The sequence below is a fragment of the Deltaproteobacteria bacterium genome, from assembly GCA_029210625.1.
Classification (GTDB): domain Bacteria; phylum Myxococcota; class Myxococcia; order SLRQ01; family SLRQ01; genus JARGFU01.
This window is the reverse complement of sequence record JARGFU010000005.1, coordinates 104,035-115,276: the sequence shown is the minus strand read 5'-3', so window position 1 is coordinate 115,276 and position 11,242 is coordinate 104,035. Positions and strand designations below refer to the sequence as shown.

General features: G+C 72.3%; 11 protein-coding genes. 3 read left to right on the top strand and 8 right to left on the bottom strand.

The genetic code is table 11. From position 1 onward, the window contains the following. Positions 1 to 219: 219 nt before the first annotated feature. From P1V51_06245 to P1V51_06235, 3 genes are read right to left on the bottom strand one after another with little or no spacing between them, the layout of a single operon-like run. Entirely contained in the window at positions 220 to 570 is a 351-nt protein-coding gene (locus P1V51_06245) for a hypothetical protein (GenBank protein ID MDF1562622.1), read from the bottom strand. 28 nt (positions 571 to 598) lie between these two features. Then, complete coding sequence (locus P1V51_06240) at positions 599 to 1,789, bottom strand: hypothetical protein (protein ID MDF1562621.1); 1,191 nt, start codon at positions 1,787 to 1,789, stop codon at positions 599 to 601. Then, on the bottom strand, positions 1,789 to 2,361 hold the full coding sequence (locus P1V51_06235; protein ID MDF1562620.1) for a class I SAM-dependent methyltransferase: 573 nt from the start codon (positions 2,359 to 2,361) through the stop codon (positions 1,789 to 1,791). The genes P1V51_06240 and P1V51_06235 overlap by 1 nt, the downstream gene beginning before the upstream one ends. Positions 2,362 to 2,512: 151 nt before the next feature. On the opposite strand from P1V51_06235, the gene P1V51_06230 reads away from it, so the two are divergent. Then, positions 2,513 to 3,130: a pyroglutamyl-peptidase I gene (locus P1V51_06230; GenBank protein ID MDF1562619.1), complete on the top strand. Its 618-nt coding sequence runs from the start codon at positions 2,513 to 2,515 to the stop codon at positions 3,128 to 3,130. Positions 3,131 to 3,218: 88 nt separating this feature from the next. Then, complete coding sequence (locus P1V51_06225; GenBank protein MDF1562618.1) at positions 3,219 to 4,802, top strand: acyl-CoA carboxylase subunit beta; 1,584 nt, start codon at positions 3,219 to 3,221, stop codon at positions 4,800 to 4,802. A 343-nt stretch (positions 4,803 to 5,145) separates the two neighbouring features. On the opposite strand, the gene P1V51_06220 is transcribed toward P1V51_06225, so the two are convergent. The 5 genes from P1V51_06220 to P1V51_06200 form a co-directional block, all read right to left on the bottom strand. Beyond that, entirely contained in the window at positions 5,146 to 5,844 is a 699-nt protein-coding gene (locus tag P1V51_06220) for a hypothetical protein (protein MDF1562617.1), read from the bottom strand. A 105-nt stretch (positions 5,845 to 5,949) separates the two neighbouring features. After that, entirely contained in the window at positions 5,950 to 6,975 is a 1,026-nt protein-coding gene (locus P1V51_06215) for a type I asparaginase (GenBank protein MDF1562616.1), read from the bottom strand. 16 nt (positions 6,976 to 6,991) lie between these two features. Further along, a complete protein-coding gene (locus tag P1V51_06210) occupies positions 6,992 to 7,738 on the bottom strand; it encodes an Ig-like domain-containing protein (protein MDF1562615.1) in 747 nt (248 codons plus the stop codon). Further along, the gene (locus P1V51_06205) at positions 7,735 to 9,012 is read right to left on the bottom strand and encodes a cytochrome c3 family protein (protein MDF1562614.1); all 1,278 of its coding nucleotides are present in this window, start codon (positions 9,010 to 9,012) and stop codon (positions 7,735 to 7,737) included. The genes P1V51_06210 and P1V51_06205 overlap by 4 nt, the downstream gene beginning before the upstream one ends. Then, the gene (locus P1V51_06200) at positions 9,009 to 10,409 is read right to left on the bottom strand and encodes a hypothetical protein (protein ID MDF1562613.1); all 1,401 of its coding nucleotides are present in this window, start codon (positions 10,407 to 10,409) and stop codon (positions 9,009 to 9,011) included. The genes P1V51_06205 and P1V51_06200 overlap by 4 nt, the downstream gene beginning before the upstream one ends. Before the next feature lie 50 nt (positions 10,410 to 10,459). Between P1V51_06200 and P1V51_06195 the strand changes: the two genes are divergently transcribed. Further along, positions 10,460 to 11,182, top strand: a complete 723-nt coding sequence (locus tag P1V51_06195) for a tetratricopeptide repeat protein (protein ID MDF1562612.1) — start codon at positions 10,460 to 10,462, stop codon at positions 11,180 to 11,182. Positions 11,183 to 11,242: the final 60 nt, after the last annotated feature.

Below are 11,242 nucleotides of genomic sequence, written 5' to 3'. Positions count from 1 at the left end.
TCGACCCGGGGGCTCGCAGCTATCAGCTATCAGCTCTCAGCTTTCAGTCTCGGGTCGACGAGCGTGATGAGGGCGACTTGGGGCCCGGTTCACCGCGGTGAGCACGGATACTGATAGCTGATAGCTGACAGCCGAGAGCTGCCGCCCCTATCACCGAAGACCGCACCACCCGTCCAGGAAGTCTCCAGAGCTCGAAGCTCGAAGCTCATAGCTCGCAGCTCAGAGGTTGACCCGGTACTCGATGACCCGGTTCTTCACCAGGTCGGCGCGGATCTGCGCGGTGGTGACGGTCTCGGTGCCCTTCATCGCCTCGATGATCACCTGCAGGGTGCCCGAGACCCCCTCGGTGTCGATGGCGAAGTCGTGGGGGAAGGGAGAGAGGATCGTCACCGGGTAGGTCTGCGCCGGCTGGTTGCCGCCGCTGACCTCGATCACGAGGCTGTCGACCTCGTCGGGCACCGCGTAGCTGGACTCCACGATGATGTGCAGCCCGGTGTCCGCCCCGCAGCCCGCGGAGAGGAGCAGCAGGAGGAGGAGTCCGAGGAGAGCCGATCGCCGTTCGAGGTACACTTGAAGAGTCCCTGCCGTGTTCTTCGCTTCAGGAGCCCGGAGGATAGCGGATCACTCCGAGGTCGGTATCCGAGGGGATCTTGTCGCCGCTGGTCCCCGCCACCACGCCCGCCGCGCCGGCGCCGAGCACCACGATGACGCCGAGGGTGATCCAGACCCACTTGGCGCTCCCCGTCGGGGTCGCGGCCGGGCCGGGCTTGCGCCAGGGGCGGGAGCCGTCGGGGGGGTCGACCTCGACCTCGACGGCCTCGATGACCTCGTCCTTGCGGTCGCGGCCGGCGGTCCCCGTGCGGACGGCCACCGCGTCCTCCGGGTCGAGCCCCGCGCCCGTGCCCGTGGCGCCCGCGTCGACGAGATCCACCGCGGTCAGATCGATGGGGTCCTTCGTGCCCGCGCCCGCGTCACCCTCGGGGTCCTTGCGGACGATGACCACCCCACCCCCGGCCGCCGGATCGCCGCCGCTCTCGACCTCCGGATCCTTCACCGGATCCGGGAGGGTGGCGGTGAGGGGCCCCGGGTCGTCGGTGGGCGCCATCACCCGGATGGCGAGGGGCTGATCCTCGCTGCCGGCGCTGTGGAGGTGCTCGCCCTGCTCGGACTGGGCGACGATGTAGTACTCGTACTCGTAGGCCGCGGCCAGGCCGGCCAGAGGCGGCATGGTGAGCTTCACGTGCCAGCCCAGGTCGTCTCGCTCCAGGGCGGTCGACTCGTAGTCGGTCTTGCCGGCGCGGCGGTGGAAGACGACGAGGTCCTGGGTCGCGGCGTAGCGATCGCGCAGGTTCACCCGGATCTCGACCGTCCGTCCGGCCAGCGCGCCGGGGGGCGGGAGGTGCTCGACCACCACCACCCCGGCCCGGGCCTGGACGTAGGCCGAGCGCACCTCTCCGGGCAGGTCCTCGGGGAGATCGCCGTCGGGATCGAGGCGCACCCGCTCCTCCCAGGCGTCCCCGGCCTCGGCCTCGTTGCCGGCGAGGTGCTGGGCCGCCCCGAGGTAGCCCAGGATCTCGATGCGCTGGACGAGGGGGAGCTCCGGGAACTCGAGGGCACGGGAGAGCTCCTCCACGGCCTCGCCGGGCTTGCCCTTGGCGATGAGGCGCTTGCCCTCCTCGAGGAACTGGTTGCGCCCCTGGGCCCGGGCGGCGCCGGGCGCGGCGGTCGAGAGCAGGATCAGGCCGGCGAGCAGCCAGGCCGGCACGAGGGTCTTGGGGGTCGCGCGCATCAGGTCGGCTTCTGTCCGAGGTAGGCCGCGGTCACGGTCTCCTCCTCGACGAGCTCCTCGTAGTGCATCTCCAGCAGGTCAGAGAAGAGCACCTGGAGCTCGCCGGGGGCCAGGAGCCGCTCGCGCTCGAAGTCGGGCTTCTTCTCCAGGTGATCCATGGTGTAGCTGCGATAGTACAGCACCCCCCCGGGGACGAGGGCGCGGACCAGCTTCGAGCAGAGGCTGCGGTCGAGGAAGCGGGTACAGATCACCACCTCGTAGGCGTTCTCGGGGAAGTCCCAGGTGGAGAGATCGGCCAGCTCCAGCCGGATCTGCTTGAGCACGCCCTCCGCGCTCGCCGCGCGCCGCAGCCGCTCGATGGCGACGTCGGAGAGATCCACCGCGTGCACCTCCCAGCCCCGCTTGGCCAGGAAGAGGGCGTTCGCGCCCACCCCGCAGGCGACGTCCAGGGCCCGCCCGCCCGGCAGATCCGAGAGGCGCGTCACCAGGTGGACGTCCGGCGCCCAGTCGGGGCTGAAGCCCGCCCTCGAGTAGCGGTGGTTCCAGCGAATGCGATCCTCGAATGCGCCCAACGCTCGCGGTCTCCTCTCGATCTTCCGGTCCAGGAGAGGACCGGATCCTCGCGAGTATGGATCGATCCTCGCCGGGTCCGCAAAGACCCGGCCCGGCGTGGGGGGGTGTTGACCCGAGCTTCGACCTCACGCCAGCATGGATTCCGCGCGCATGAAGCCCATCGTCCTAGTCACCGCCTTCGAGGCCTTCGCCGGGCGCGAGACCAACACCAGCCGGCGGCTCCTCGATCCGCTCCTGCGCGAGACCCCCGAGGCGGTGGTGGCGGAGGTGCTGCCGGTGGACTTCCACATCCTGCGGCGCCGGATCCCCGCCCTCCTGCGCCGCCACCGGCCCCTGCGCTGGCTGATGCTCGGTGAGTCCGAGGGGAACGACGCCCTCCACTGCGAGCGGATCGCCGTGAACATCCTCGAGGGTGACCTGCCCGACAACCGGGGCAAGCTGCCCCCCGGCGGCCGCGCCGTGCGCGCGGCTCCCGACGCCTACTTCTGCACCCTCGATCCCCGGTGGATCGCCCGCCACCTGCAGGAGGCCAGCGTCCCGGCCGAGGTCAGCCACCACGCGGGCACCTTCGCCTGCAACCTCTCCCTCTTCCTGGCGCTCCACCACCTGCAGCGCCTCTGCCCCGAGACCGAGGTGGGCTTCATCCACGTCCCGCGGCGCTACCAGCGCACCGGCCTCTCGCTGCCGCAGCTGCGGGCGGGGCTCCACCAGCTGGTGGACGACCTGGTCACCGCCCCCGCCGGCGCCCTGCGGCCCGACCACGACTGACCTTGGCCGTTGACCGCGGTGGCGGGGACCCGTAGAAAACCGATTGACGGGTCAATCTAGGCGCCCGTGCGAGCAGGGAGGCAGCACCATGGAGAAGAACGAGAAGATGCGGGCCGCGGTCGAGGACCTGGCCGCCCGGCGGGAGAAGGCCCGGGAGATGGGCGGCCCCGAGCGGGTGGCGAAGCAGCACGCCCGCGGGAAGATGGACGTGCGCCAGCGGATCGACGCCCTCCTCGATCCCGGCAGCTTCCTCGAGCTGGGCATGCACGCCCAGCACGAGGGCAACCTCCCCGAGAAGCAGCCCAAGCCCTCCCCCGCCGACGGCTGCGTGACCGGCATCGGCGCCCTCGACGGCCGCCCGGTGGCCGTGGCGGCCTACGACTTCACCGTCTACGGCGGCTCCATCGGCATGGTGGCCGAGCACAAGGTGACCCGCCTGCGCGATCTCGCCCTGAAGGAGCGCCTGCCCATCATCTGGCTGGTCGACTCGGGCGGTGCGCGCCTCTCGGCGGACGGGGGGATGGATCCCCGGGCCATCTCCGAGTTCGCCGGCACCGGCTACCTCTTCCGCGAGCAGTCGATCCTCTCCGGCGTGATCCCCCAGGTGGCCGCGATGGTCGGCCCGGGCGCCGCGGGCACGGCCTACATCCCCGGCCTCGCCGACTTCGTCCCGATGGTGAAGGAGCAGAGCTCGATGGCCATCGGCGGGCCCTACCTGACGAAGTCGGTGGTGGGCGAGGACGTCACGGAGGAGGAGCTCGGCGGCTCGAAGGTCCACACCGAGAAGTCCGGCGTCGCCGACCTGCAGGTGAAGGACGACGCGGCCTGCATCCAGGCCATCAAGGACTACCTCTCCTACTTCCCCAGCTCCTGCACCGAGAAGCCGCCGCGAGGAGCGACCCGCGTCGAGCCGGACAGCCTCATCGACGACGAGATCCTCGACATCATCCCGGAGAACCGCCGCCGCGCCTACGACATGCGGAAGATCCTGAAGCTGGTCGTGGACGAGGGCGTGCTCTTCGAGATGAAGCCGAAGTGGGCCCGCAACATCACCACCGCCTTCGCGCGGATCGACGGCTGGCCGGTGGGCATCGTCGCCAACAACCCGCAGTACTACGGCGGCATCCTCGATGTGGACTCGGCCGACAAGGCCGCCCGCTTCGTGAACCTCTGCGACAGCTTCAACATCCCCCTGTGCTTCTTCCAGGACGTGCCGGGCTTCATGGTCGGCACCAAGGTCGAGCAGGCCGGCATCATCCGCCACGGCGCCAAGATGCTGCAGGCGGTGAGCCTGGCGACGGTCCCGAAGCTCACGGTGGTCGTCCGCAAGGCCTACGGCGCGGGCTACTACGTGATGAACGGCCGGGCCTACGAGCCCGACCTGCTCGTCTCCTGGCCCGGCGGCGAGATCTCGGTGATGGGCGCCGAGGGGATGGTCGCCATCGCCGCCCAGAAGCTGCTGGCCGCCGCCGAGAACCCCGAGGAGATCAAGGAGCAGCTCGCCGCGGGGATCCGGCCCTACATCGACATCAACCAGGTCGCGGCCATGGGCCACGTCGACGACGTCATCGACCCCCGCGAGACCCGGACGGTGCTGGCGAAGGCGCTCCTCTACACCCGGAACAAGACGGTGGAGCGGCCCTGGCGGAAGGGGCCGGTGCGGCCGGTGTAGCTGTGAGCTGTGAGCTTCGAGCTGCGAGCTTTGGCGTTGCAGGGACACACCTCGGTGCGTCCTCGGCCAAACCAGAGATCATGATTCCCGAACAGCGGATGGCGCCGCGGACGTGCCCGGATGCAAGGAAGGGTGAGGGAGCCTAGCCTTAGCTAGGTGACCGAGGCCTGACGCCGCAGGCGGGTGCGGCCTGCAAGCCAAACGTGATCGGGAATCGTGATTTCTGGTTTAGAGTGTTCGCAGCTATTAGCTGACAGCCGGCAGCACCGGGCCCGAAGCATCCCGGAGGTGCGACCCGGCAGGGACCGAGCTCGCAGCTCGCAGCTCGAAGCTCGCAGCCGAATCAGCTCGCGCCCTCTTCCCCCTCGACCAGCCTGCGATCACAGCCGTCGCAGAAGCCCTGCGTCGGGCTCAACGCCTGACCGCACTTGCCGCAGTAGTGCTGGGACACGACGCCCGGGTAGCGGTGACCGGCCCAGAAGGCGGCGCCGGCGAAGACCAGCAGGATCGCCAGCAGGATGTTCTGGTCGAAGGGCACGAAGTGCTGGACCAGGAGCAGGACGGGCAGCGCGACGAAGAGGGTCAGGGCGAAGGGGAGCCCCACCCGGGTGACGGGCACCTGCGCCGAGACCCGCGGGGCGGTCTCCCGCTCCTTCTTCTCCTCGCCCTCGGAGCCCTCCTCGTCCGAGAACTCCCCCTGGGTCTCGGCGACGGCGATCAGACCGCGGGCCTCCTCGGCCTCCTCCTCCGGGACCTGGATCGAGGCGGTGCGCCACTGGTCCATCATCGAGTAGCCGCCGCCGGTGAGGGCCTCGTGCTGCCCGTAGACGTAGACGGTCAGGCCGGCGTCGCGCAGCAGATCGGCCAGCAGGCGGACCTGCCCCTGCTCGGGGGCCCGGAAGACGGTGACCAGCTGCTCCTCCTCCTTCTCCGGGACGTGCTCCAGGGCCTTGCCACACCGGACGCAGGTCTCGGTGGCGTCGGCATACTCCGCGTAGCCACCGATGACATCGGGACACTCGGGATTCACGCAGATGCGCATCGCTCTCCCCCTTGGGTGCTCGAGTGGGACTGCTACATCTACTCTACGCGCGCTGATCGCGCGCGACCGCGTGACCTGAGGCTATCAGCTATTAGCTGTCAGCTGTCAGTCGGTCTCGACGGTCAGCTCACCGGCGAGATCGCGGCCGATCTCCTGGCGCACTGCTTCCGGCGGCAGGCCCCGACCCAGCAAGACGAAGAGCTTGGTCAGCGCCGCCTCCGGGGTCATGTCCCGCCCGCTCACCGCGCCGCAGTCGGCCAGGGCCTTGCCGGTGCTGTACTGCCCGGCCTGGACCGCGCCCTGGTGGGTCTGGGTGCAGTTGACGACCACGACGCCGCGCTCGCAGGCCTCGCGGACCACCCGGAGCAGCTCGGCGTCCTGGCTCGGGAAGTTGCCGACGCCGTAGGTCTCGAGGACCACCCCCTCGGTGGGGGGCTCGAGGATCCGGCGCAGCAGGTGGGCGTCCAGCCCGGGGAAGAGGCGCAGGGAGATCACCTCCGGGGCGCGCGCGAGGCTCGGAGGCTCGGTGATCCCCGCTCCCTTCGGCCGCAGGAGGCGGTGCCGCAGCTGGATCCGGGTGCCCACCATGGCCAGGGGCGGGAGGTTGCCACTGGCGAAGGCGACGAAGCCGTCGGCGCTCACCTTCTGGGCGCGGTTGCCGCGCAGGAGGCGGCCGCTGAAGTAGATCCCCACCTCGTTGATCGCCGGCTCGGCGGCCAGCAGCAGCGCGGTGATCAGGTGCGAGCGGCCGTCGGAGCGCAGGTGCGAGAGCGGCAGCTGGGAGCCGGTGAAGATCACCGGGTGGTCGAGCTCGGGCAGCAGGAACGAGAGCGCCGAGGCGCTGTAGGTCATGGTGTCGGTGCCGTGGACCACCACGAAGCCGTCGCACTGGCCCGAGCGCTCGGCCACCGCCCGGGCGATGCGCAGCCAGTCCCGGGGGCGCATGTCCGCGCTGTCGAGGATGGGCTCGAGGTTGGTCAGCTGCCACTCGGGCATCTCCTCGGAGGCCAGCTCCGGCATCGCCGCGAGGTACTGGCGGAGGAAGTCGGCCTGGGGGGCGTAGCCGCGCTCGGTGCGCACCATCCCGATGGTGCCGCCGGTGTTCAGGATGCAGACGCGACGCCTGGTCATGGTGGGTCTCCGGTGGCTACGGCGCGGTGCGGAAGGTGAGGACGAACGCTACCGCGAGGTGGCGGCTCTGAACATCCCGCAGCCCGGGTGTCACCGTGAGCGTGAGGAGGGTGTCCGCCGGGAGCTCGGCGAAGGGGGTCAGGATCACCCGCCGGGGCTCGGCGTCGTCGAGGGCCGCTCGCAGGCCGACGCTGCTCCCCGCCTCGTCCTCGAGCACGAAGTGGGCGCGGTCGAGGGTGAGGGTCGAGAGGGGGACGTCGAAGTCGAGGGTGATCTCGAGGCGCCGGGCGACCCCCTGCGCGCCCTCGCCGGGCTCGGTGGCGACGACCTGCAGGGGGTCGTCCGCGGTGGCGACGGTGAAGCCGAGGTTGCGGGGCGACGCGGGATCGAGGGGGTTGAAGGCCGGGTCGTGGAGGCTGTTCGCGAGGCCGAGGTTGTAGCGCAGGCCCCGGTGGAGGGGCTCACCCGGGAGCAGGCGCACCAGGCCCGGCCGCGGATGGTCGATGGAGACCGGGACCACCAGCTCGCCCGAGCGCAGCTGGACCTGCCCGGGCGTGGGTTGCCCCTCGGCCAGGGGCTCCGAGAAGGAGAGGTAGAGCTCGGCGTCCGGGGGCACCCGCAGGGCCCCCTCGAAGGGGACGCTCGCGACCAGCAGGGGCGCCTCCTCGTCGCGGGCGCCGAAGGGGGACGCGCCGGGCTCCAGGCAGCCGCCGGCCAGGACGAGGAGCGCGAGCGGGGCGCGCAGCGGGATCGCCCGCGTCATGGGCAGGGGGCCCCCGCGGAGGTGTCGTGGCACTTGGCGCAGGCCCTCGGGGTGGCCCGGAAGAGGGCGTCACAGCGCTCGAGCACCGAGGCCGGGTGGGGGCTGACGCCGCTCCCCCCGCGCTCGAGGCCGGCGTGGCAGCCCAGGCAGGTCTCCTCGCGGTGGCAGGAGACGCAGGCCTCGATGTTCCGGCGGGCGTGGACGCTGTGGTGATCGGGGCTGGCGGCGGCGTCGAAGTCCGCCCAGCCCACCGGGTGGACGCGCAGGTTGGTGTTGGCCGCCCGGAAGGTGGGCTCGTCGCCGGGGGGCGCGCCCCGCACCCGGCCGGTGGGGGCGTCGCGGCCGAGGCCGAGGCGCTCGTGGCAGGTGACGCAGAAGCTCTGGGAGCGGTGGCAGCCGTCGCAGGAGAGGCTCGCCTGCCGCGCGGCGAGGGGATGGAGGGCCAGCCAGTCCGCCGGGTGGAGGCCGAAGGGCTTGAGGGTGCCGGCGTGGCAGTCGAGGCACTCGGTCTCGGCGTGGCAGCCGGCGCAGAGGGCCTGCTGGCTGCGCGCCGGCCCGGCGTGCTGGTGGCGGAAGGCCTCGTCGTGGGCCAGGGAGGGGAAGGCCTCGGTGGGCACGAGGCGCCCCGAGGGGAAGGTGGTGCGCAGGCCGCCGCCGGGGCGGGAGAGGTGGCAGGTGGCGCAGTCCGAGGAGGCGCGGCCGGGGGCCTGCCCGGGCCGGGTGTGGCACTCGAGGCAGGTCGCCATGCGGGGGAGCTGATCGCGGGTCGCGAGGGCCAGGGCCGAGACCTCGCCGTGGCAACGCTCGCAGGTGACCCCCTTCGCGAGGTGCGCCGCGTGGGAGAAGCGCAGGTTCGGCTCGGGCAGGGTGAGGGGCACGGGCGCCCTCCCCTCCTTCACGCGCGGGTGGCAGAGGCTGCAGTCGTTCGCCGGCGGCGGCGGCTCGGGCGCCGGGGGCGCGCCGTAGAAGGCGAGCATGGGATCGGGCTCGGGCTGGGGTCCGGGGTCGGCCACGGGCGCGGGCTCGGGCGCGGTGACCGCATGACACTTCCCACAGGTCGGGTGGCCCGGGAGCAGGCGGTCCCCCGAGCGACGGCTCTCCTTCGCCGGGTGGCAGTCGGTGCAGCCGAGGATCCCGGTGGCGAGGTGGCGGTCGTGGAAGAAGCGCAGCTCGATCCGCTGGGGCGGATAGACCGCCCGGGAGGGCTCGGCTCGCGCCGGGGCCGCCGCGAGGGCGAGGGCGGCGGCGAGCGCCAGGGCGGTGGAGCGCCTCACTCGCGACCTCCCCAGAAGACGTCGAGGCCCACCTCGAGGCGGCCGAGGACCCGCAGGTCGAGGCGGGAGAGCGGGCTGTGGTTCAGCTCCAGGGCGAGGCCGGCCCGTGCGCTCTCGTCGAAGCGGTAGGTGAGGCCCGAGCGCGAGCCCAGCACCAGCCCCTGCAGGCGCCCGGGATCGTCGAGCCAGCCGGCGGCCAGATCCACCTGCGCCCCGAGGCGCCGGTCGAGGCGGGCGCGGCCCCCGAGGACGAGGTAGCCGCGGGTGCCGCTGCCCCCCGACTCGAGGGTCCCGCTCGCCTGCAGGCGCAGCCGCGCGCTGGCCCCGTAGCCCAGGTGCGCCCGAAGGCCGAGGACGTGCTCGGCGGTGGCCTGCACGGGATCCGAGAGGCGGGTGTCGTGGAAGGAGAGGCCGCCGCGCAGGCGCCGGGAGGGCGGTGAGCGCCAGCTCACGCCGGTGGTGTCTCGGTCGCCCCGGACGAAGAGGTTCCAGATCGAGTCGCCGTCGAAGGTCGGGCGGCTGCGCCGGTGGAAGACCGAGAGGCGCCCCGCCCCGGCCAGGCGCCAGCCCAGCTGGAGATCGAGGAGCTCGAGCTCGGCCTGGACCAGATCCCAGGCCAGCGCGGTGCCGAGGTGGCCGCCGTGGAGGTGACCCTCACCCTGCAAGGTGAAGAGGCGATGATCCACGCTCCCGGCCGAGCTCGCCTGCTCGACGCCCGCCAGGAGGCGGCCGTGGCGGGGGTGGGCGACGCCGGCGCCCGTCCCCACCAGTAGCGTGGGGGCGGCGTGCTCCTCGGTGAGCACGAAGGGCCAGGCGGCCTCGTCCACCCTCCCGGCGAGGGCCGCGTCGCTGGAGCGCACGCCGTCCGCCTCGAAGGTCGAGGGCCCCAGGAGGCTGCCGTCCTTCACCGAGAGGCCGGCGAAGCTCTCCACCTCCAGCCAGGACCAGCGCCAGCGCAGGTGAGCGCCGTCGAAGTAGCGGGGGCGCACCGCGGCCAGCTCGAGCTGCCGCCCCACCTGCAGCTCCAGGCCCAGGCGCGGCAGCCGCCAGCGCAGGGAGAGGAGCAGGGCCTCGGCGCGGTGGCGGTCGGCGCCGTCGAGGGCCTCGGCCTCTCCGAGGCGCCAGCCCAGATCGGTCCCCAGGCGCAGGGAGGAGACCAGGTCGAGCTGCTGCCCGGCGACGAGCTCCGCCCCGAAGAGATCCAGGCGCAGGCTCAGGGGATCGCGGCCCAGGAGCACCACCTCGTCGTGGCGGGTGGGCCACGCGGGCAGCGAGGAGAGGAAGGCCTCGCTGCGCGCCTCCAGGCGGAAGGAGGCGGCGAGCGCGGCGGCGGGCGGCGCGAGCGAGAGCAGCGCCACCGCGATGAAGGCTGCGTGCCTGCTCCCTCGTCCGACCATGATGGAGGAGTCTAACCCACCCCCCAGCGGGCCGGTGCTATGGTGGGCCCGTGTTCACCCGCCTGTGGAATCTCGAGGCCCTCGTGGTGATGCTCGGCGGCCTGGCCGTGGTGGTCGGGCTCGCCCTGGACTCGGACCTGGGCTGGGTGACCTGGCTCCTGGCGGCGGGCTGGCTGGCGATCTCGATCCCCCTGGCGATGAGCGCGCAGGCGACGATGATCCCGATCTACGTGCGCTGGGGACGCTTCCAGCGCGCCCTGGATCTCGCGGTGGCGATCCGCGAGTCGGCGCCCTCCCCCAAGATCCGGCACATCGCGGGCATCGACGTCGCGATGGTGCAGATCGCCATGGGCCGCTTCGAGCGCGCCCTGGAGAACCTGGAGAGCGCGCGGGTGGGCAGCTTCAAGGAGGGCACCCGGGCCCTGGTGGTGGCGAACCGCGCCTACTGCCGCGCTCACCTGGGGCAGGACCTGGAGCAGGCGCTGGAGGAGGCCGAGTCGGCCCTCTCCATGCTCCCCGAGGAGGGGATCCTCGACTACGTGCGCGGCCTCTGCCTCCACAAGCTGGGGCGCAACGAGGAGGCCCGCGAGGCCATCGCCCGCTCCCTGGAGCGGGATCCCACCGCCGACCTGCCCGTGCCCGCCGAGCGTCCCTGGATCTACTCCCGGGTGCTCGCGGCCCTCGATGAGGGCGAGGCGGCTGCCCATCAGGTGGCGCTGGCCCGCAAGCGCATGAAGCACAGCCCCTTCCGCGAGGCCATCGAGGCGGCCTGACGCCGGGCTGACAGCGGCCCTGCCCGGCCTAGGTTGTGGGCAGGGTCGAAAGTTCAAGTA

What these genes read in the sequence shown, in the direction of transcription:
- P1V51_06240 (MDF1562621.1), bottom strand. Translation starts at nt 1,789, where the DNA reads ATGCGCGCGACCCCCAAGACCCTCGTGCCGGCCTGGCTGCTCGCCGGC.
- P1V51_06230 (MDF1562619.1), top strand. Translation starts at nt 2,513, where the DNA reads ATGAAGCCCATCGTCCTAGTCACCGCCTTCGAGGCCTTCGCCGGGCGC.
- P1V51_06225 (MDF1562618.1), top strand. Translation starts at nt 3,219, where the DNA reads ATGGAGAAGAACGAGAAGATGCGGGCCGCGGTCGAGGACCTGGCCGCC.
- P1V51_06220 (MDF1562617.1), bottom strand. Translation starts at nt 5,844, where the DNA reads ATGCGCATCTGCGTGAATCCCGAGTGTCCCGATGTCATCGGTGGCTAC.
- P1V51_06215 (MDF1562616.1), bottom strand. Translation starts at nt 6,975, where the DNA reads ATGACCAGGCGTCGCGTCTGCATCCTGAACACCGGCGGCACCATCGGG.
- P1V51_06210 (MDF1562615.1), bottom strand. Translation starts at nt 7,738, where the DNA reads ATGACGCGGGCGATCCCGCTGCGCGCCCCGCTCGCGCTCCTCGTCCTG.
- P1V51_06200 (MDF1562613.1), bottom strand. Translation starts at nt 10,409, where the DNA reads ATGGTCGGACGAGGGAGCAGGCACGCAGCCTTCATCGCGGTGGCGCTG.